21 protein-coding genes and 1 tRNA gene are annotated in these 20,561 nt (G+C 64.6%); 5 read left to right on the forward strand and 17 right to left on the reverse strand.

What is annotated here, in order from left to right; all coding sequences use genetic code 11:
* Positions 1–10: 10 nt before the first annotated feature.
* The 10 genes from ABD928_RS07120 to ABD928_RS07165 all read right to left on the reverse strand — a co-directional run bounded on the left by ABD928_RS07120 (position 11) and on the right by ABD928_RS07165 (position 9,773).
* Positions 11–1,177, reverse strand: coding sequence for a Gfo/Idh/MocA family protein (locus tag ABD928_RS07120; RefSeq protein WP_223276594.1), 1,167 nt, complete (start codon positions 1,175–1,177; stop codon positions 11–13).
* On the reverse strand, positions 1,174–2,193 hold the full coding sequence (locus ABD928_RS07125; protein WP_345167449.1) for an SMP-30/gluconolactonase/LRE family protein: 1,020 nt from the start codon (positions 2,191–2,193) through the stop codon (positions 1,174–1,176). Before ABD928_RS07125 ends, ABD928_RS07120 begins: the two co-directional genes overlap by 4 nt.
* Positions 2,194–2,195: 2 nt before the next feature.
* A complete protein-coding gene (eda, locus tag ABD928_RS07130) occupies positions 2,196–2,828 on the reverse strand; it encodes a bifunctional 4-hydroxy-2-oxoglutarate aldolase/2-dehydro-3-deoxy-phosphogluconate aldolase (RefSeq protein ID WP_425569691.1) in 633 nt (210 codons plus the stop codon).
* Positions 2,825–3,799 (reverse strand): sugar kinase, encoded by a 975-nt coding sequence (locus ABD928_RS07135; RefSeq protein WP_187715697.1) that lies wholly within the window; start codon positions 3,797–3,799, stop codon positions 2,825–2,827. The genes eda and ABD928_RS07135 overlap by 4 nt, the downstream gene beginning before the upstream one ends.
* Positions 3,796–5,229, reverse strand: a complete 1,434-nt coding sequence (locus tag ABD928_RS07140; protein WP_187715696.1) for a mannitol dehydrogenase family protein — start codon at positions 5,227–5,229, stop codon at positions 3,796–3,798. Before ABD928_RS07140 ends, ABD928_RS07135 begins: the two co-directional genes overlap by 4 nt.
* Entirely contained in the window at positions 5,226–6,638 is a 1,413-nt protein-coding gene (gene uxaC, locus ABD928_RS07145) for a glucuronate isomerase (RefSeq protein ID WP_187715695.1), read from the reverse strand. The genes ABD928_RS07140 and uxaC overlap by 4 nt, the downstream gene beginning before the upstream one ends.
* Positions 6,635–7,846, reverse strand: coding sequence for a D-mannonate dehydratase ManD (gene manD / locus ABD928_RS07150; RefSeq protein WP_345167458.1), 1,212 nt, complete (start codon positions 7,844–7,846; stop codon positions 6,635–6,637). The genes uxaC and manD overlap by 4 nt, the downstream gene beginning before the upstream one ends.
* 118 nt (positions 7,847–7,964) lie before the next feature.
* Positions 7,965–8,041: transfer RNA gene (locus ABD928_RS07155), tRNA-Pro, on the reverse strand.
* 92 nt (positions 8,042–8,133) lie between these two features.
* A complete protein-coding gene (locus tag ABD928_RS07160) occupies positions 8,134–9,444 on the reverse strand; it encodes an FAD-dependent oxidoreductase (protein ID WP_345167461.1) in 1,311 nt (436 codons plus the stop codon).
* Positions 9,444–9,773 (reverse strand): polyhydroxyalkanoic acid system family protein, encoded by a 330-nt coding sequence (locus ABD928_RS07165; protein ID WP_187715694.1) that lies wholly within the window; start codon positions 9,771–9,773, stop codon positions 9,444–9,446. The genes ABD928_RS07160 and ABD928_RS07165 overlap by 1 nt, the downstream gene beginning before the upstream one ends.
* A 63-nt stretch (positions 9,774–9,836) precedes the next feature.
* Here ABD928_RS07165 and ABD928_RS07170 point away from each other — a divergent pair, with 63 nt between their 5' ends.
* Together ABD928_RS07170 and clpB are read left to right on the forward strand one after the other, a co-directional pair.
* The gene (locus tag ABD928_RS07170) at positions 9,837–10,688 is read left to right on the forward strand and encodes a D-Ala-D-Ala carboxypeptidase family metallohydrolase (protein ID WP_187715693.1); all 852 of its coding nucleotides are present in this window, start codon (positions 9,837–9,839) and stop codon (positions 10,686–10,688) included.
* A gap of 60 nt (positions 10,689–10,748) precedes the next feature.
* The gene (clpB, locus tag ABD928_RS07175) at positions 10,749–13,355 is read left to right on the forward strand and encodes an ATP-dependent chaperone ClpB (protein ID WP_345167466.1); all 2,607 of its coding nucleotides are present in this window, start codon (positions 10,749–10,751) and stop codon (positions 13,353–13,355) included.
* 3 nt (positions 13,356–13,358) lie between these two features.
* Here clpB and ABD928_RS07180 read toward each other — a convergent pair whose 3' ends face one another.
* The 6 genes from ABD928_RS07180 to xseA form a co-directional block, all read right to left on the reverse strand.
* Positions 13,359–14,630 carry an aspartyl/asparaginyl beta-hydroxylase domain-containing protein gene (locus tag ABD928_RS07180; RefSeq protein WP_345167469.1) on the reverse strand — a complete coding sequence of 424 codons (1,272 nt, stop codon included), beginning with the start codon at positions 14,628–14,630 and terminating at the stop codon, positions 13,359–13,361.
* Between the two features lie 31 nt (positions 14,631–14,661).
* Positions 14,662–14,931 (reverse strand): hypothetical protein, encoded by a 270-nt coding sequence (locus tag ABD928_RS07185; RefSeq protein WP_187715692.1) that lies wholly within the window; start codon positions 14,929–14,931, stop codon positions 14,662–14,664.
* 14 nt (positions 14,932–14,945) lie between these two features.
* A complete protein-coding gene (locus ABD928_RS07190) occupies positions 14,946–15,242 on the reverse strand; it encodes a hypothetical protein (RefSeq protein WP_187715691.1) in 297 nt (98 codons plus the stop codon).
* Complete coding sequence (locus ABD928_RS07195) at positions 15,236–15,442, reverse strand: hypothetical protein (RefSeq protein ID WP_187715690.1); 207 nt, start codon at positions 15,440–15,442, stop codon at positions 15,236–15,238. Before ABD928_RS07195 ends, ABD928_RS07190 begins: the two co-directional genes overlap by 7 nt.
* Positions 15,443–15,635: 193 nt before the next feature.
* Positions 15,636–15,842: a DUF2093 domain-containing protein gene (locus ABD928_RS07200; RefSeq protein WP_187715689.1), complete on the reverse strand. Its 207-nt coding sequence runs from the start codon at positions 15,840–15,842 to the stop codon at positions 15,636–15,638.
* A 3-nt stretch (positions 15,843–15,845) separates the two neighbouring features.
* Positions 15,846–17,252, reverse strand: a complete 1,407-nt coding sequence (gene xseA / locus ABD928_RS07205; protein WP_345167475.1) for an exodeoxyribonuclease VII large subunit — start codon at positions 17,250–17,252, stop codon at positions 15,846–15,848.
* On the opposite strand from xseA, the gene purD reads away from it, so the two are divergent.
* Genes purD through ABD928_RS07220 form a run of 3 tightly spaced genes read left to right on the forward strand, consistent with a single transcriptional unit; the run spans position 17,251 to position 19,543 of the window.
* Positions 17,251–18,525, forward strand: a complete 1,275-nt coding sequence (purD, locus tag ABD928_RS07210) for a phosphoribosylamine--glycine ligase (protein ID WP_345167478.1) — start codon at positions 17,251–17,253, stop codon at positions 18,523–18,525. The genes xseA and purD overlap by 2 nt on opposite strands.
* Entirely contained in the window at positions 18,522–19,055 is a 534-nt protein-coding gene (locus tag ABD928_RS07215) for a hypothetical protein (RefSeq protein ID WP_345167481.1), read from the forward strand. The genes purD and ABD928_RS07215 overlap by 4 nt, the downstream gene beginning before the upstream one ends.
* Entirely contained in the window at positions 19,055–19,543 is a 489-nt protein-coding gene (locus tag ABD928_RS07220; protein ID WP_187715687.1) for a hypothetical protein, read from the forward strand. Before ABD928_RS07215 ends, ABD928_RS07220 begins: the two co-directional genes overlap by 1 nt.
* Before the next feature lie 4 nt (positions 19,544–19,547).
* On the opposite strand, the gene ABD928_RS07225 is transcribed toward ABD928_RS07220, so the two are convergent.
* Positions 19,548–20,546 (reverse strand): glycoside hydrolase family 5 protein, encoded by a 999-nt coding sequence (locus ABD928_RS07225; protein WP_187715686.1) that lies wholly within the window; start codon positions 20,544–20,546, stop codon positions 19,548–19,550.
* Between the last annotated feature and the right edge of the window lie 15 nt (positions 20,547–20,561).

A 20,561-nucleotide genomic window follows, 5' to 3' on the forward strand; every position in this document is an offset into this window, starting at 1 on the left:
CCTATCGAATTCAGGCTGCTGGCACGTCCACGACCGCCGCCGGATCGACCGGCCTGCGGAACCCGAAATTGGTTGCAACGGTCGCGCCGCCCTTCGCGGCAGACTCCATGATCGCTTCCATCAGGCGCATGTCCTGAACGCCCTCTTCAGCGGTCGAGACCATCGGCGCCCGGCCGCGCACGACGTCGGCCATCCAGTCCATCTCCCGCGCGAACTGGTCGATCTCCGTGATTTGCGGAGTCTCGACGCCATTGCCGGTCACCGTCAGCCGGTTGCCTCCGTAGAAGCAGCCCGGATCGGCCGTCATCTTCCCGTTCTCGCACATGACGTGCCACGACATCGTCCCGGCGTAGCTGAACGACGTCGAGCCGTTGGCGATCGCGCCGGACGGGAAACGGAATTGCCAGGCGTAGAGGTCTTCAACTTCCTTGAAGCGAGGATCGTTGCGGTCGGTACGCGACCAGGCCTGGACCTCGGTCGGTTCCTCGTTGAGCAGATAGCGTGCGCCATTGACGCCATACACGCCCATGTCCGTGAGAGCCCCGCCGCCCGACTTCTTCATGTCCAGGCGCCAGGCATCTGAGGGATCCGACAGATCCGACTGACGCCCCATGTCGGTCACGACGATGCGCGGCTTGCCGAGCTTGCCCGAACGCAGCAGCCGCATACCCACCAGGTTCATCGGCTCATAATGACAGCGATAGGCGATCATCAGGTGCCGGTTGGCCGCTTTGGCGGCTGCAATCATCCGCTGGCCGTCTTCGATGGTCGTCGCCATCGGCTTCTCGCACAGCACATGCTTTCCAGCCTTCAGCGCGCGGATCGTATATTCCGCGTGCATGAAGTTCGGCAGCACGATGTAGACAACCTCGATGCCGGGATCGGCGACGATGCGGTCAAAATCGGCGTAATTGTAGATCGCGCGCGACGGCAGCTTCTGTTCGGCGGCGACACGGTTCGCTTTCTCCTCGCTTCCGCTGACGAGAGCCGCGAGATACGCCTTCTTGCAGTTCCGAAAACCGGGCACGAGCTGGCCCAGCGAAAGCTTCCCGAGGCCAACGATGGCGAAGCCGACGCTACCTTTGGCGGGCGGGGTCTGCCCCCTTGCGATCGATGGGAGCAGTGCGGCACCGACGCCCGCGCCAATCAGGTCGCGCCTGGAAAACTCGATCGTCATGGCTTGTTGCTCCCACTTGGCAGGACCGGCATTCGAGCCGGCGCTCCGCGAACGTTGGTCTTCAATGCAAGGATCTGGTCAGACGCGGTCATGAATAGAGTGCGTCCGTCTGGTCCTCCGAATGCGGCATTGGAGATTGGCTTGTCGTGGTCGATCCGGCCGATCGCCTTTCCGTCCGGGCTCAGGATCCGGATACCGCCCGGAGCGGTCGCCCACAGGTTACCATGCTCATCGACGGTCATTCCGTCGGGCAAGCCGGGCTTGCCGGCCTTCGCGTCCGACGTGAAGTCCGCGAACAAGGTCTTGCCGCTGACGCTCCCGTCCGGCCCGACGGCATACTTCATGATCACGGCCTTCTCCGGATCGGAGCTGGACACGTACAGGGTGCGTCCATCGGGTGAGAAAGCCAGTCCGTTCGGAAATGTCAGTTCGCCGTCGATCAGCGTAACGGTGCCGTCCATCCCGATGCGGTAAACGCCGTTCGCGGGCTGCTCCTTCAGCGGGGAATCGTTGATGCCTTCGAGGCCATAGGGCGGATCGGTGAACCAGATCGCCCCATCAGGCCCGACCGCGACATCGTTCGGGCTGTTGAGCTTCTTCCCGCCATATTGTTGGGCAAGCGCCCGCTTCGCATGAGTCTTCAGGTCGAGCAGGGCAACGCCCCGGTTGCCCTGGTCGGCGATGATGATCGAGCCGGCCGGGCCCGGCTTGAGGCCGTTCGAGCCGGGTTCGCGGAACCCCGTCGTCGCCGTTCCGCCCGATGGTTCGAGAAAGATCTTGGCTTCTGTCCCACCCGACCAGCGATGGATGCGATTGTTCGGAACGTCGCTGAAGAGAAGGTAGCCGCCGTCCGCAATCCAGACGGGTCCTTCCGACCACTTGAAGCCGCTCGCGATGACCGCCGGCTCGCTCCCTTCCGGGATCAGCGGTGGAATTGCTGCGCTCCCTCCGGAAGCGACGACCGCGCCCAAAAGCATTGCGGCACTAAGCAGGGTTCGTCGGCGAGTGACGCTCATGGCTACTGGATCTCCGATGGTGAGGAATGAAATGTGCTGGCGCGCCGCGCCGCGGCCTCGATCGAGGCGAGGTCGGTCGAGGCGCTAGGACCGAGCCAACTCCCGCCCACGCAAAGTACTTGTTCGAGAGCAAGCCACTGCGGCGCCGTTTCCTCCGTCACACCTCCGGTCGGGCAGAAGCGCGCGTCGCCGAACGGAGCTGAAAGGGCCTTCAGCGCGGCCCTCCCTCCGGCGGCCTCCGCGGGGAAGAACTTGAAATGACGAAGCCCGAGTTCGAAGCCGCGCATGATCTCGCCCGCGGTCGCGATTCCCGGCAGATAAGGAATGCCGCGGGTGATGGCGGCCGTTGCCAAAGGCGCCGTCATGCCCGGGGAGACCGCGAACTCCGCGCCTGCCGAGAGGGCGTCGTCCAGTTGCTTTTCGGTGAGGACTGTCCCGGCGCCAACCACCGCCCCATCGATCCCGCGCAGCTCCCGGATAACGTCGAGTGCGGCAGGCGTGCGCAATGTGACTTCAAGAACCCGCAGGCCACCTCGAACGAGCGCCTCGCCGACCGGCCGGGCCTGTGCCGGATCGTGAATAATCAGCACCGGAATCACCGGCGACAGCCGCATGATTTCCCCGATCTCCATCATCGCCGGACGTCCTCCGGCGCGAAGGGATCGAAAGCCTCGAGGTCCTCGCGCGTGCCGATCCAGCGATCCCCCGCGATCCCGTGCTTCATCACTGCTGCGGCCAGACCGACCTTCACGCATTCCTCGGCTGCTGCTCCGCGCAGGATCGCGTCGATCACTGCACCGGCAAACGCATCGCCGGATCCTATCCGATCGATGACATTCGCGAGGGACGCTGCATCAGTCTCGAAAGACTCGTCACGAGTGGTGACGTTGGCTGACAATCGCCCGTGTTCGACTGATCGCTCCGTCCAGGCGATCACGGCGATCTTGGGGAATGCGGCGAAGGCTCCAGCGATTGCATCTTCGTCAGCGAGGCCAGCAATATGCCGCGGATTCGTGAACAACACGTCCGTCAGGCCCAACAGGTCGTTGACCCGGCGGACATCCGCTTCCGAACGATCTTCCCACAGCGATGCGCGATGGTTGACGTCGAAGGAGATCGGAACACCCGCATCCACCATCGCCCGAGCAGCATCCAACGCAGCTTCGGCGGGCTTTCCGCCTAGCGCGAGATTGATCCCGGACATATGGAACCAGGAGGCATCGCGAGCCAGGGCAGGCCAGTCGGATGCATCGGCGTTCTCGGCGAAGGCCGATACCGCCCGGTCATAGACGATGCGGCCGGCGCCTGCGGTGCCTTCGACAAAGTAGAGACCCATGCGGCCATCGCTTCGCCTGACGTGCCGGGTATCGAGCCCGACGCTTCGAAGCGACGCTTCACACTGGTCGCCGAGCGGTGAGGCCGGCAGGACGGTAATCATTTCCACCTGACGACCGAGTTGCGCAAGCAGGGCACCGGCGTTCGCCTCCGACCCTCCAGCGTGCACTGCCAGAGACTGCGCATTCGCGAGCCGTACGCCTGGCGCCGTACTCAAGCGAAGCATCACTTCGCCGAAGCACAGGATCGGGCCGGGACGGTCGAGCTTCATACGCGGACCTCCACGAAATGCTCGACTGCCGCTCGCGCGCCGAGATGCCGGATGTTGTCGAGATGGCTGGCCACGAGCGCCGCGAATTGCGAATCGGCTACGAGACGGCGCGGAAAGACAGCGTCAAGACCGAGAAGCGCCGTGACCTGGTCGGTCGAATTTCGCGCCTCGGAAACCAGGCGCGAAGTTGTCGCAGCCAACGGATCGTCAACCTGCACCTTTTCACCGGCGTCGCTCCGTCCAGACTGGAAATGCATCCACGCCGCGAGGACAAGAGCGATCGCCGATGGCTGGTTGCCGCGGTCAATCAGCTCGACGGCCGGAGTGACCAATCGTTGAGGCAGCTTCTGCGATCCGTCCATGGCGATCTGCATCAGCCGATGGCCAAGCGAAGCGTTTCGAAACCGCGCCATCAGGCTGTCGCGATAAGCCGCCGGATCGACTTCCGACGAAGGGCTGAGCGTCGGCTGCACCTCATCCCAGAGCAGTTCGACCAGCGCCCTTCCCCACCCCTCCGCGACGAAGCGGTCGACCGTCTCGATCCCCGCCAAAGCGCCGAGATAGGCCATTGCGGAATGCGCTCCGTTGAGCAGTCGGAGCTTTGCCTGTTCCCAGGACGCGATGTCCTTGGTGACCTGCACGCCGACGCTTTCGAAGTCGGCCCGCTCGCCGGCAAAGCGGTCCTCAATCACCCACTGCCAGAAGCCGTCGGTTCGCACCGTGGCGCGATCGAGCACGCCCAGCTCCGCCGATATTCGCTCGATGTCGCGCTCGGACGTGGCCGGTACGATGCGGTCGACCATCGTGGCTGGAAACGCGCATTCCTGCTCGATCCATTCGCCGAGCGCCGGATCGTTGGCGTTTGCGGCTTCCCTAACCAGTGCCCTCAGCTTGCTGCCATTGCCCGCAAGATTGTCACACGAGATGATCGTGAGCGGACGAAGTCCCCGCTCGCGCCGCTTGAGCAAGCCGGCAGCGAGATGCTCTGGCGTCGTCTTCGGCGAGGTGAGCGTGGCCCGCGGAAGATCATAGCCCTTTTCCGTTACGGTCACCGTCACGATCCCGGTCTCCGGCGCAGCAATGGCCTCGACCAGCCGAGCCGGATCTTCGGGCGCCACGATCACATCGCGAATGACGCTCACGACGCTGATCCCACGTTCAGCTCCATCGTCGACGGCCAGCGTGTAGAGGCAGTCCTGAGGCACTAAAGTGTCGCGTACTGCGGGCGACCGCAAAGACGCACCGACCACGCCCCAACGCAAGTCGCCCCTTTCGGCAAGCGCCTGAAACACCGGCGCCTGATGCGCCCGATGGAAGGCGCCCAGGCCAACATGGACGACGCCGGGCTTCAGCGCGCGTCTATCGAAAGACGGCCGACGAATGCTAGCGGGCAGGTTCGCGATCGTGGCGTTTCGAAGGCGCTCCGTCACAACGCGTACGCCTGCTTGACGAAATCGTAGGCGAGTTGCCGTGCGACTTCGAACGCTTCGTCTTCGTCCAGCCGATGCTCGGCCACGAGGCGGGTAAGGAAGGCGCAATCCATCCTGCGCGCGACGTCGTGCCTCGCGGGAATCGACAGAAACGCGCGCGTGTCGTCGACGAAACCGGCCGTGTTGTAGAAGCCAGCGGTCTCCGTCGCCTGCTCGCGGAAACGCTGCATCCCTTCCGGACTGTCATGAAACCACCAGGGCGGCCCGAGCCGCAGTGCCGGATAATGGCCGGCCAATGGCGCCAGCTCGCGGGAATAGGTCGTCTCATCGAGCGTGAAGAGGATGATGGTCAGCCGCGCCTCATTGCCGAAGCGGTCGAGCAGCGCCTTCAGGTTTCGAACGTATTCCGTCGGGATCGGAATGTCGGCGCCTTTGTCGCGTCCATATTCCTGCAGCAGCCAGGGATTGTGGCTGCGATGGGCGCCCGGATGAATCTGCATGACCATTCCGTCATCGAGGCTCATCCGCGCCATTTCAGTCAGCATCTGCCCGCGGAACAGCTCTGCATCTTGCGCGGAGAAATCACCGCCAAGGATCGTCGAATACAGCGACTCCGCCTCCGGCCGCGACAGGTCGGCGGTGAACGGGGTCGGATGGCCGTGATCGGTCGAGGTCGCTCCCGCTTCCCGGAAGGCAGCGCGGCGCTTTTCGTGGGCACGCAGATAATCGCCAAAGTTCGAGACGTCTTCGCCGGTCATCTCCCCGAACCGGCGAAGGTTATCGCTGAAACCAGGGAAGTCGGGATCCACCACCGGGTCCGGCCGATAGGCGGTGATCACCCTGCCGTCCCAACCGGACTCCCTGATCGCGCGATGATGCTCGAGCGTGTCCAGCGGACTTTCGGTGGTCGCCAGCACTTCGATATTGAAGCGATCGAACAAGGCGCGCGGCCGAAACTCCGCCGTCTGCAGCGCCGCATCGATACGATCGAAATAGAGGTCGGCGGTCTCGGCCGACAACCGGATCTCCAATCCGAATATCTCGGCGAAGATCCAGTCGAGCCAAAGCCTCGAGGGCGTTCCGCGGAACAGGTAGTAGTGTTCGGCGAAGCAGCGCCAAGCCTCGCGCGGGTCAGATGCTGTCTTACCGTCAACCGTGGCCACTCCGAGCCGGTCGAGCGGGACGCCCTGGCTGTAGAGCATCCGCAACAAGTAGTGATCCGGCGTGAGGAGCAACTCGGCGGCATTGGCGAACGGATCGTTGTTTGCGAACCAGACGGGATCTGTATGCCCGTGCGGGCTTACGATCGGCAGGTCGCGAACACTGTCGTACAGGTCGCGCGCTATTCCTCGCGTTCGCTCTTCCGCCGGAAACAACCGGTCTGGATGCAGGGCCAGCGCCTCGGTCACCAGTTGAACATCGTGCCGTCTTCGAGGCGGTTCACCGGCAGGTAAGCGCGCTTGTAGGGGAAATGCGCCGCGGCCTCCTCGTCGATGTCCACGCCCAGGCCAGGTGCATCGCCCGGATGCATTGCACCCTTTTCGAAGGTGTAGGCATGCGGGAAGACGGCGTCTGTCTCCTCGGTGTGCCGCATATATTCCTGGATGCCGAAGTTCGGCACGGACAGGTCGAAATGGAGAGCCGCAGCCATCGTCACCGGCGACAGGTCCGTTGCGCCGTGGCAGCCGGTGCGCACGTTGAACATGTCGGCAAAGGCCGCGATCCGCCGCAGATGGGTGATGCCGCCAGCGTGGACGACAGTCGCGCGAATATAGTCGATCAGCTGTTCCTGGATCAGCGTCTTGGCATCCCAGACACTATTGAAGATCTCCCCGACAGCGAGGGGTGTCGTCGTATGCTGCCGAACGAGCCGGAAGCTCTCCTGGTTGTCGGCCACGACCGCGTCTTCCATCCAGAACGGTCGATACGGCTCGAGGTCCTTTCCGAGGCGCGCGGCCTCGATGGGCGTCAGGCGGTGATGGACGTCGTGCAGCAGGTGGACGTCCCAGCCGAGAGCTTCGCGCGCGGCGGCGAAAAGCTCGGGCACCGACCGCAGATACTTCTCCGTCGACCAAAGGTTTTCGGTCGGAAGGTCGGCGTCGGCCGGCTCGTAGAAGTATCGGTCCTTCGACACGCCGTAGGTCGAGGCCAGGCCCGGAATACCGCTCTGCAGGCGGATCGCCTTGTACCCCTGCGCCTGGTAATCGAGCGCGCTATCGACCGTCTCCTCGACCGTCCCGCCGTTTGCATGGCCGTAGACCATGACAGCTTCACGGCTTGCGCCCCCGAGCAATTGATAGAGCGGCAGGCCGGCGACCTTGCCCTTGATGTCCCACAGGGCTGTGTCGACCGCGGCGATTGCGCTCATTGTGACCGGGCCACGCCGCCAATAGGCGCCGCGATAGAGAAACTGCCAGATGTCCTCGATCCGGTGCGGATCGCGGCCGATCAGGCACGGAATCACATGGTCGTTGAGATAGGCTGCGACGGACAACTCACGTCCGTTGAGAGTCGCGTCGCCGACCCCGCGAACTCCATCGCTGGTTTCGATGACGAGCGTGACGAAATTGCGGCCGGGGCAGGTAACGACGACCCGCGCGCGCTCGATACTCCCCATGCACGGTCCCTCTTTGTGAGCGCTAACATCCCAGCCATTCGGTCGGTGTCAAGCGGACTCACGCGAGCTCTGATGATGTGGCGGGGGGCGCGGACTAATCGTCGCTAGCGCAAGTAAGTGGTCGGGGAGAGAGGATTCGAACCTCCGGCCCCTGCCTCCCGAAGACAGTGCTCTACCAGGCTGAGCTACTCCCCGACCGGAACCCGCTTTTGCCGCAACCAATGGTCGCTGCGGGAGCCAAGGCCGCGGCTAGATAGATGGGGTATCCTGTAAGCGCAACCCGCGAATCAGCGGCCGAGCGCGGATAGCCATTCCTCGACGCGGACGAACTTTTCGCGGGGGCTGCCGGGACGGGCGCGGCCGACCTCGGTTTCCTCGATTTTCCGCCAATCGTCATAGTCTGTCGCCATCACGCCGCGCTCGGCTAACAGGCGCTTGAGTCCGGTCGCGCCTTCGCGGTCGTTGCCACTTCCTGCGGGCATTGCGGCGGCGACCTGCTCGGCAACCTCGTAGCCGTCGGGCCGATTGGTGCCGATGGTGCCTGTCGGGCCGCGCCGGGCCCAGCCGACCGCGTACAGCCGATCGGCGATCAGCCCGCCCTTATTTTGAAACTTGCCCCCACGCTCATCGTAAGGAACGCCATCCATCTGCGGCGTCGAATATCCGATGGCGGAAATGACCAGTGAGGCCTTGATTTCATATCTCTCGCCCGTCCCCCGAGCGGCGCCATTTTCGTCGAGTTCGGTCCGCTCGACGACGATCCGCTCCACCTTGCCGTCGCCTTCGACCCGCACCGGCTTGGCGAAGAAATCGAAGACGAGGCGCTTCGGCTTGGATGCGTCGGGTGGCGTGGCGGCGAATTCGCGGAGGATATTGATCGACTTGCGATGGCCCGGTTCGAGCGCATCGTCTGCTTCGACCGGCGGGAAGTCTGCCGCCTCGACCACCGGCGACGACTCCTCCAGATGCCCAAGCTCGCCGAGTTCCTTCGGCGTCATGGCGATCTGGTGCGGCCCGCGGCGGCCGAGGATGGTGACGGTCCTGATCGCCGAACTTTCAAGCGCCTGCAGGGCATGGCCGACAATGTCGGAGCCTTCGAACTCTCGCTGGGTCTTGGACAGGATGCGCGCGCAGTCGAGCGCGACATTGCCATTGCCGATGACGGCAGCGTGCGTCCCGTCGAGCGGAGGGTCGAGGTCGGCGAAATCGGGATGGCCGTTGTACCATCCGACGAATTCCGCCGAACCGACCACGCCCGGCAAGTCCTCTCCCGGGATGCCGAGCTTGCGGTCATGCGGAGCGCCGATCGCCAGGATGACCCCGTCGTATAGGGCCAGCAGTTCCTCGACCGAGACGTCGCCGCCGATTGTCACGTTTCCGATGAAGTCGACACCGGGCTCGTCCGTCACCTTGTCGTAGCGCTTGCTCACCGCCTTCAGCGACTGATGATCGGGCGCCACGCCGAAGCGGATCAGGCCGTAGGGCACAGGATAGCGATCGAGGATGTCGATTCGCGCTTGGTCGCCATAGGCCTTGGCGAGCGCCTCCGCCGTGTAGAAGCCCGCAGGCCCCGATCCGACGATGGCGAAGTGGCGCATCAGCTCTTCTTGCTCTTGTCTTCGAGTAGAAGATCGCCGCCCTTCGCCTTCAACGCTGCCTCGATCGGTCCCGCGAAGAAGGAGAGCATGCCCGGTAGGGCGACCCGAACGCGAACCTTCGTCTCCTCGACATCCAGCCGCGCTGCGACCGTCTGGCCCATGGCGGTGATATCGAGATTGAGCGTCTCGCCCGACCAATTCGACTGGACGTGGGCCGCGGCGCCCCCCGGAAGATGGTCGCGAAGCTTGTGAACGTTGTCCGCGATCCGCCGGTGCGCTTCGTCGCGGCCCAGCTTGTGCGGTAGCTCGACTTCGATCGGGCGCTCCATGGCTGCGACAGTGTGCGGGAAAGACGAGCTTTTCAACCCACCGGGGTGGAGTATCATGCGCCGATGCGCTGGCTCTTGCTTCCCTTGCTTGGTTTGGCCGCTTCGGCGTCGGCCCAGGTTGTGCTTCCTGCTCCGCCGTCGGGCTCCGTCGTGTACGCGCCCGGCGCCGCGACGTTCAATCCGGCGGCGGACTACATCACGGTCGGACAGGACGAGCCCGGTTACCGCAACTGGTATGCGGCGGCACCGGCGCATGGAAACTCCGTAAGGGCGTTCAATGCCTACCTCGAGCAGTATGACGTCGGCGGAGTCTTTCCGACCTGGCAGCTGCTTCGAACTGCCACGTCCTGGCAACGTTGCGGCGGCCAGCCGTTCGAGGTTCCGCCCACCAGTGAGTGGCCGCACATCGTGCAGACATTGCGATACGTCCGCGACTACGTGATCCCGGCGGTCGGGCCGGTCGAGCCGGTGTCCGCATATCGCAACCCGGCGCTGAACGCCTGTGCGGGTGGTGCCCCGGAGAGCGCCCACAAGCATTATTCCGCGATCGACATGGTTCCGCTGCGGCAGACCACGCGCGAAGACCTGATGCGCACCTTATGCCGAGTTCAGGCGCGGCGCGGCCCCGACTACCAGGTCGGGCTCGGCTTCTACGCGTTCCTGCGTTTCCACGTGGACACCACCAAGTATCGCCGGTGGAACATGGATCCGACCGTGGCTTCGCTCTGCCCGCCGATCGCCAAGTCGACGGACATCGCCACCATCGCGCAGCCGCTTCCCACCATTTCAGCCGCAAGCTCTGGCGCTGCGCCAGTGATCGCAACCACACCGGTTGAGCCCGCCGGACCGAAGGTCGTCTTCGCACCTTCGGCCGCCCCGACAGGTTCTTCCGATTCACAGCCGCAACAGCATTGAGCGGCACCTTGTGTTGCGCTGAAGCAACACCATATCCGGCCTGCTGAACAGGGGTAGGAAATGGATCTGGAAAAGCTCACCGACCGCGCCCGCGGCTTTCTTCAGGCGGCGCAAACCATCGCAGTTCGCGAGCACCATCAGCGGATCGCGCCGGCGCATCTGCTGAAGGCATTGCTTGATGACGAGCAGGGTATGGCCGCGGGTCTGATCAACGCGGCAGGCGGAGACGCGAAAACCGCGCAGCGCGAGGTGGACGCCCTCGTTTCAAAGATTCCGGCTGTCACCGGCAGCGGAGCGACACAGGCGCCCGCGCTGGATGGCGACACCATCCGCATCCTCGACCAGGCCGAACAGGTCGCTCAGAAGGCCGGCGACAGCTACGTCACGGTGGAACGCATCCTGCTGGCGATGGCGCTCGCCAAGGGCACCGACGTCGGCAACGCCCTGCAGAAGGCGGGCCTTACCCCGCAGAACCTGAATGCCGCCATCGAGAAGCTGCGCGGCGGGCGAACGGCGGACACGCAAGGCGCCGAGGACCGCTACGACGCGCTGAAGAAATACGCCCGCGATCTCACGGCGGCAGCACGCGAAGGCAAGCTCGACCCGGTCATCGGCCGCGACGAGGAGATCCGCCGCACGATCCAGGTGCTCGCGCGCCGGACCAAGAACAATCCGGTGCTGATCGGCGAGCCGGGCGTCGGCAAGACCGCCATCGCCGAGGGTCTCGCGCTGCGCATCACCAATGGCGACGTGCCCGACGGCATCAAGGACAAGCGGCTGCTGTCGCTCGACATGGGTTCGCTGATCGCCGGCGCGAAATATCGTGGGGAGTTCGAGGAGCGCCTGAAAGGCGTGCTCGACGAAGTGAAGCAGGCCGCGGGCGAGATCATCCTGTTCATCGACGAGATGCACACGCTGGTTGGCGCCGGCAAAGCCGAAGGCGCGATGGACGCCGGGAACCTTCTCAAGCCATCTCTGGCCCGCGGCGAGCTGCACTGCATCGGCGCGACGACGCTCGACGAGTATCGCAAATATATCGAGAAGGATGCGGCGCTGGAGCGGCGCTTCCAGCCCGTGTTCGTCGGCGAACCGAGCGTTCCCGACACCATCTCGATCCTGCGCGGCCTCAAGGAAAAGTACGAGCTTCACCACGGCGTGCGGATCACCGACGGCGCGCTGGTCGCGGCGGCGACGCTCAGCAACCGCTACATCACCGACCGCTTCCTACCGGACAAGGCGATCGACCTGATGGACGAGGCCGCGAGCCGGATCCGCATGGAAGTCGAATCCAAGCCCGAGGAAATCGAGAACCTCGACCGGCGGATCATCCAGCTCAAGATCGAGCGCGAGGCACTGAAAAAGGAGCAGGATGCGGCCTCGAAGGAACGCCTGAGCAAGCTCGAAGAAGAGCTGGCGAACTTAGAACAGCAGTCGGCGGAGCTCACTCAGCGCTGGCAGGCCGAAAAGGACAAGATCAGCGCCGAAGCGAAGATCAAGGAGCAGCTGGACGCGGTCCGCATCGAGCTGGAGCAGGCGCAACGCAACGGCGACCTCGCCAAGGCCGGTGAGCTGCAATACGGGCGCATTCCCGAGCTGGAGAAGCAACTTTCAGAAGCTCAGGCGGCCGTAAAGGGCGCGATGCTTCGCGAGGAAGTCACCGCCGAGGACATCGCCTCCGTCGTCAGCCGCTGGACCGGCGTTCCGGTCGAACGGATGATGGAAGGCGAGCGCGAAAAGCTGCTCCAGATGGAGAAGCTCATCGGCGCCCGAGTCATCGGCCAGGAAGATGCGGTGAAGGCCGTGGCCGCCGCTGTCCGCCGTTCACGCGCAGGCTTGCAAGACCCCAATCGGCCGCTCGGCTCGTTCTTGTTTCTCGGGCCCACCGGCGTCGGCAAGACCGAACTCACCAAGGCGCTTGCCGAATTCCTGTTCGACGACGCCTCGGCAATGGTCCGCATCGACATGTCGGAGTTCATGGAGAAGCACGCGGTCGCGCGGCTGATCGGCGCTCCTCCGGGCTACGTCGGCTATGAAGAGGGCGGAGTCCTTACCGAAGCCGTTCGCCGCCGGCCCTATCAGGTCGTTCTCTTCGACGAGGTCGAAAAGGCGCACGGCGACGTGTTCAACGTCCTGCTGCAGGTTTTGGACGACGGACGCCTGACCGACGGCCAGGGCCGCACCGTCGACTTCTCGAACACGATCATCATCCTGACCTCCAACCTCGGCTCGCAATATCTGGCGGGCCTCGGTGAGGACGAACCGGCCGACAAGGTCGAACCGCAGGTGATGGAGGTCGTCCAGGCTCACTTCCGGCCGGAGTTCCTCAACCGGCTGGACGAGATCATCCTGTTCCACCGCCTGTCGGCAGGGCACATGGGGCCGATCGTCGATATTCAGGTCGCGCGGCTCCAGAAGCTGCTTGAGGACCGCAAGATCCGGATCGATCTGACTCCTGCCGCACGTGCCTGGCTCGGGCGCGTGGGCTACGATCCGGTCTATGGCGCGCGGCCACTCAAGCGCGCGATCCAGAAGTATCTGCAGGACCCGCTCGCTGACATGATCATCGCCGGCAAGATCAAGGACGGACAGGCGGTGCACGTCGACGAGGGCGACGGCGGCCTCGTCATCTTGCCTGCCGACGAGAATGTCCGCGAAGCCGCCGAGTAGGCCCTAAAGCACCATCCCGCGCTGCCGGTCTGCCGTCTCGTAGAAGCGGCAGACCATTTCCCGCTCATGCTCGCTGAGGTGCGGGTTCCAGGTGTCGATGATCAGGACCGCGCGATCCTTGTTGCTGCGGTTCCACGCCTCATGCTCGATGGTGTCGTCGAACACGAAGGCCTCGCCCTCGCGCCAATCCCGTGTCTCGCCCCCGACACGAAATCCGCATCCGTCGGGCACGATCAGCCCCAGATGAACGATGCTGCGGACGTTGGTGGCGCCAGTATGCGGCGGAATATGGCTTCCGGCCTTGAGGATGGAGAAGAAGACGGCGGGCGCACGTCCGGGGATCCGGCACAACGGCAGTGATTCAACGAACTCGGCGGTCTGCGGCGCGCGGGCACAATTGGCGCCGATCCGGTCGCCTTCCTTCCAGAGGTGAAAGGCACCCCAGTCGAGCGACTTGTCGAGCGCGGACCACTGACTTTGCGGAACGCCATCCTCCATCGCGATGTACGGCTCCAGACCGGACTCTCCATCAGCGAGGATTGCGAGCAGTTCGGCGAGGATCGCGGGGCTCGCCGCCTCCAACTGCTCGAGCCACGGGAAGTGCGCGCGGTCGAAAAACTCGTCCGCAGGCAGGAAAGGGTAATGCAGCCCCTCGCAATGATTGGCGTAAATCGGCCGCTTCCCGAGCCAGTGATCGGCGGCAGCCGCCATCCGCCTCCGGTCGCGAGTGCCGGCTACAGCGAGTTCATCGGCCATGTCCGCAGCGATCGCGTCCGCCAGCCTCCGCTGCTGATCCTGGACATAGGCGGTGCCACGCTCGATCAGCTTTTCGAACTCCGCAGAGCGGTTGGGAATGTTCTTCGAGAGCGCGATGACGGCGCTCCAGTGCTTCGCCGCGAGCGTTGCTTCGCCCAGCCGCTCGTGAAGCTCGGCGAGTCGGATCAGCGCAAGCAGGTCACGGCGATCCAGCGCCAGGACTTGCTCGAGCGCATTGCGCTCACCAGCCGCGTCGCCAAGCTCACGAAAGGCGCGAGCGAGGTTCATCCATAACGGCTGCCCTTTGGGGTCTCGCTCACATGCAATCGTGAAATGCTCGATGGCGGCGCGCGGGTCATTCCGTTCGAGCGCCTTCAGGCCAAGCCAGTTGCGAGCGCCCGGATGGCTGCTGTCGAACGCGAGAACGGCGTCGAGATGGTGGCGGGCGACATCGTTGGCGCCGGCCTTCAGCGCCCGATCTGCCTCCGTGAGGTGTTGCTGGATGGTGCCCCCGTCCACATGGGGATTGAGACCTACCTGTCAGCGGCGGTCAAGGGCACCCGGCTTTGTGGACACAAGGGGCGCGTTGCGCGTCCTCCAGCGCCTGCCTCTCCTGCGCCTTGCGGTCGGCCCATTCCGCCCGCGTCCCGCAAAAGCGCTTGGTCGCGAGGCGACTCCCGATTGGAGTAATGTTCTCGCAGATCTTCTCGTTGGGATTGCCGACGTTGGTGTTCGTCGCCGGAACCGGCGGAGGTGGAGCGCTTTCCGGCGCCGCGGCCGCGAGCACCAGAGTGAGGATCGGCACGATACTCGTATGCATGATCGCCTCCGTTTCTAACAGGAAGGGCGCCCGGTTCCGCTGTTATGCGTGAGCATGCACGGGCTTCTTTGTGCATTCTCGATCGCCTCGCGATCCTGGCGCTTGCGGTCTTCCCACTCGGCGCGAGTGCCGCAGAACCGCTTGGTCGCGAGCCGGCTGCCGATGGGCGTGATGTTTTCGCAGATCTTCTCGTCCTTGGGGCCGACGTTGGTGTTGGTCGCTGGCACGCTCTGAGCGGGCTCGCCTGCAAGCAGCGGCGAGGACGCCAGTACCGCCAAAAGTGCAGCCGCAGGGATTACCCGCATCAGCATGTGACCCCACCCGTCTTGTTCGAAACCGTGGAGCAGGGCCCGCCGATCTGCTTCTGCGCCTGGGACACCGCTTCGCGATCCTGCCGGTTGCGCTCTTCCCACTCGGCGCGAGTCGCGCAGACCCTCCTCTTTGCAAGCCGGCTGCCGATCTGCGTCACATTCTCGCAGACCTTTTCATTGGCATCAGTCGCCGAACTCACTTTGCTTTCAGGCGCTGCCAGTAAAGGGGCCGGGAATGTCGCGGCAATTGCCAACATCAACAGGCGTACATGCATGGACCGCCTCCATTCTGTCGCGTTGCGCTCGCGAACGCTCTCGCAAGCGCGCCAATATGGTCTGTGAACCCGGCTCAAGCTCCGGCGCAAGGCCAATTCGACCAACGGCCAGCTGGCGCTAAGCGCCGGCTTTCTTCTCCGCCTGGAGGCTGGCATCGGCGTCAACGTAAGCTTCCTGCCGATCGACGCTCCAATAGCGGAGCTCATGGAGCGGAATGCGCGTGCCCGTCACCGCACAGATGACGTGGTCGCCGTTCGACAGCACACGGAAGGTCCCGGCAAGGTAATGGAGGCGCGCGGCGCGACCCGATCCGCTCATCAGCATTGGCTATTCCTCAGGCTCATCGAACAGCCCCCGTTGCGAGCCGACATAAGGGCGGCTGGCCTTCCTCTCAACCCGCTGCGGTGCCTTCGGCTCCAGGCCCGTCGTCGCATCGACCGTACCGTCGCCGAAGTGCAGCTGGAGATTGCGAGCGGCGACGGCTTCCGCGGCGTGCGTCAGTGTCTTTCCCTCGCGATCGGTGACCCGCGCAAAGCCTCGCTTCAACGGCCGGTCTGGATGCGCGAGCTCGGCAAGCCGCCACAGCGACGCGAGTTGATCCTGCGCCCGCTGCACACGGTCGCTCAGCAGCTCGAGCCGGAGGCGTGGAGCGACGGCACTCAGGTCGGCCCGCGCATGGGCGGCACGAGCGGAAAGTGCCCTTGGCAGCCGGCCGGTGAGGTCATCGACCTTTTGGGTCGCTGGAGCGAACAAGGTCTCGGGCTGCGGCCAGCGGTGGAGGGTCAAGTCGAGCCGCTCGCGCGCTCGCCTCGCCTGGACAGTTAGGCACGACGCCGAACGGCGTCCTAGATCGTCGACTAGGGCCATCAACTCCGCGCGGACCGGGACAGCCAGCTCGGCCGCGGCTGTCGGGGTCGGCGCGCGCATGTCGGACGCAAAGTCGATCAGGGTTGTGTCGGTCTCATGCCCAACCGCGGAAATCAGCGGAATCGGCGACTCGGCCGCCGCGCGAACGACCTCCTCCTCGTTGAAAGCCCATAGGTCCTCGATCGAGCCGCCGCCGCGCGCGACGATGATGAGATCGGGACGCGGTACAGGACCGCGGGCTTCGATTGCTCCGAACCCGCGGATGGCCGCCGCGACCTTCGTCGACGCGCCTTCCCCCTGAACCGGCACCGGCCAGACAATAACGCGGGTCGGGCAGCGGTCCTCGAGACGATGGAGAATGTCACGGATTACCGCTCCGGTCGGTGACGTCACGACGCCGATCACGCGCGGCATGAACGGCAGCTTCCGCTTGCGGGAGCCCTCGAAGAGTCCCTCGGCGGCCAGCGCTCGCCGGCGCTTGTCGAGCAACGCCATCAGCGCGCCTTCGCCCGCCAGCTCCATCCTCTCGACGACGATCTGGTACTTCGACCGGCCCGGATATGTGGTGAGTTTCCCGGTCGCGATGACCTCGGCGCCGTCCTCGGGCCGGAACGCCAGCGTCTGGGCGCTGGTCCGCCAGACGACCGCGTCCATGCAGGCGCCCTCGTCCTTCAGGCTGAAATAGCAGTGGCCGGAGGCATGCCGCTTGAACCCGGAAATCTCGCCACGGAGGCGCACCCGGCCGAAGGACGTCTCGATCGTCCGCTTGAGCGACATCGACAGCTCGGTCACTGTGAGCGCTGGCGCGTTGTCGCCAGCCTTGGCCTCGGCTAACAGGCCACCGCCGCTGTCTTCGGGGAGATCCATGAACGTCCTGCTGTTGGGTTCGGGTGGACGCGAAGATGCGCTCGCGTGGCGGCTGAGGCAATCGCCGACCTGCGAAACGTTGATCGCCGCGCCGGGAAATCCGGGGATTGCGCGATGGGCCGAGTGCGTCCCGGTCGATCCCTGCGATCCGGCTGCAGTCATCGCGCTCGCCGAAGGGCGCGCCATCGACCTCGTCGTGATTGGGCCGGAGGCTCCGCTTGTCGCTGGTGTTGGCGACGCCCTCCGCAATGCAAGATTCGCCGTATTCGGGCCGAATGCCGCCGCAGCGCAGCTCGAAGGTTCCAAGGGCTTCACCAAGGACCTGTGCGCTGCAAACGCTATCCCCACCGCAGGATACGTTCGGGTCGAGACCGTAGCCGCTGCGCACGACGCGCTGAAAGGGTTCGGCATTCCCGTGGTGATCAAGGCGGACGGACTGGCGGCGGGCAAAGGCGTGACCGTCGCCATGTCGCGAGAGGAAGCCGAGGCGGCCATCGATGCCGCCGGCGACGGGCCAATGGTCATCGAGGAGTTTCTTTCAGGCGAGGAGGCCAGCCTGTTCGCTCTCGTCGACGGAGTGACCGCAGTGCCCCTGGCCTCGGCGCAAGACCATAAGCGGGTCGGCGAAGGCGACACCGGGCCGAACACCGGCGGAATGGGCGCCTATTGCCCCGCCCCGGTACTCACCGCCGAACTGCAGCAGCGGGCCATGGACGAAATCGTGATCCCGACGGCGAAGGCGATGGCCGATGCCGGCACGCCCTTTTCCGGCGTGCTCTACGCGGGACTGATGCTCACCGCGGATGGCCCGAAGCTGATCGAATACAACGCCCGCTTCGGAGATCCCGAGTGCGAGGCGATCATGCCGCTGATTGAGGGGGATTTCGCGGAGTTGCTCCTCGCGGTTGCGACCGGCCGGCTCGGCGAGGCGCATCCGAAACTGTCCGCGAACCACTCGATGACAATCATCGTCGCCGCTCAGGGCTATCCCGGTACGCCCGCGTCGGGTGGCCTGATCCGCGAGATCGAGGCCGCCGAGCAGGTGCCCGGAGTAACCGTCTTCCACGCGGGCACTGCGCGCAGCGGCGACACGCTGGTGGCCAAGGGCGGACGCGTGCTCGCAGTGACGGCAGTTGCCGACACGTTCGCCAATGCGCGGGCTCGCGCCTATCGGGCCGTCGATCAGATCGACTTTGCCGACGGCTTCCATCGCCGTGACATCGGCTGGCGAGAACTCGAACGAAGCGGTGAAAACGCTTTGGCTGGCGAATGAACTTTCTTTGGGATCTCTACTGGCCCGTCATCACCGCCGCCGTGGTAATCGGAGTCGTCGCCGGACGCATCGGCTTCCGCAAGGACAAAGCCGTTGGTCGCGAAGCCTACAAGCGAAAGCGCTCACTGACGGTGCTCATTGCCACCGCAGCCGTCTTGATCATCGCGTGGGTCTGGCACGGGCCGGTCGGGACCGGCGAGCGCTTCGCCAGCTCGACCGAGCAGTTCACGCGCAAAGTCCTCATCGATTGGGAAATGGCTCCAGTTCAGGCGGCAGTCGTTCGCTCGCCGCTCAAGCGAAGCCTCGTCCTGTCAGGCCCGGCCGACGCCTTCCAGCGATCCGAGCTTGTGCGCATCCTGAATGACGTACCGGGCGTAGGCGAAGTGCACTGGGCGGATAGCGGCTCCGGCTTCGCCTTGCCCCTGCTTCTGGAAGTGGAACTTGCGGCCCTGATCAGCTTTGGCCTTGGATTGTTGTTGGCTTATCTGCTGGAGCTTCGGCGGCGGTATAATGCGCAGTGGAGTTGGTGATGGATCTTCAGAATAATCTCGTCCTGATCATCGTCGCGGTCGTCGTTGTCGCGCTGATCGCCTTCCTCCTGCTGCGCCCGAGGCAGCGCGTGCAGCTGACCGACACCACGCCGATTCGCCCGCACATGGCCAACCCGAAGGCTGAGGCTGAAGGCAGAGGGCTGGACGGAGAAGCAGCCGCAGCGGCCAGCGACGTCGTCGGCGAGATTATTGGAGCACCAGTCCACCGCGCATTGGCAGAGGGTGATCAGCGGGACGATCTGACCAGGCTCAAAGGCGTTGGCCCAAAGCTTGCGCAGACGCTGAACGGGCTCGGCTACCACAGCTTCGATCAACTCGCGCGGCTGACGCCGGCCGACATCGGCAAGATCGACGCGCAACTCGGAGCGTTCGCCGGCAGGCTGGAGCGAGACCGCGTCGTCGAGCAGGCGGATCTTCTCGCCCGCGGCGACACCGCGGGGTTCGAAGCCAGCTTCGGCCGCCTCTGACGCGCTACGGCGCGGTCGGGATCAGGGCCTTGTGAATGGGCTCGACCCATCCGTCCCGCTTCATGTCCCAGGCGATGAAGTCGCTGTCGAACTGCCAGTAGGCCCAGCTGAAACCGTGCCGCTCTGCCTCACGGGCAACGGCGTCCGTGTAAGCCGCGCGCAGCTCGATCGGAGTGCCGCTCCGATCATATGCGCCGAACTCACCGAGCAGGATTTGCCGGTTGTTCGCCTTCGCCCAGGCGGCGACCTTGCCGAAGTCGGCGGCAATCGTGGCCCGATCGGCATCCGAGCCCCAGGTCACTCCGCGAACATCCTTCATTTCGGGCACCCAGCCCGCACCCTGGTGGGTGAAGCGGAAGGGATCGTAATAGTGGAACGTGACGATGATGTTCGGATCGTTCGCCGGAAGCTTGAGAGTGTCGAGCTTCTCGCGGCTGTTCCACTGCGTCGGGCCGATGATCACCGTTCGGGTCGGGTTGGACTTGCGCACCACCGCGAGGATTTCCGGATACAAGGCGTTCCACGTGTCGGCGTCGAGCTTCGCATGCGGTTCGTTCAATAGTTCAAATATCACGGACGGCGGCGCATTCCGGTATCGCGGCGCGATCTGGCTCCAGAACGCGGAAAGCCTCGTCCGGCAGGTATCGACATCTTCGGAGCAGGCATTGAAATCATGCTCGTCGAGGATGACCGACAATCCCGCTGCGCCGGCCTTGTTGACGATCCAGTCGAGCCGATCGAGGAAGCGCGGGCTGAGCGTGTTGCTCGAATCCATGTGCCGGAACGCCGCGAGGTTCACGCGGATGAAGTCAAACCCGCCTTTGCGAATCTCCGTGAAGTGCCGCTCCTGGAAGCGGCCCTGCGCCGGATCGGTCCAGATCGGGTCGTAGCCAAGGACGTTGACGCCTCGCTTCAACTCCGGTGCGGGCGCAGACTGCGCGTGCGCTTGCGAAACCAAAGCCAGCAATGAAGCTGCGACCGCGGCGATCAGCGTCCTAAGCATCGTCCCCCCTGTGGA

Source organism: Sphingomonas daechungensis (assembly GCF_039543105.1).
GTDB classification, from domain to species: Bacteria; Pseudomonadota; Alphaproteobacteria; order Sphingomonadales; family Sphingomonadaceae; genus Sphingomicrobium; species Sphingomicrobium daechungense.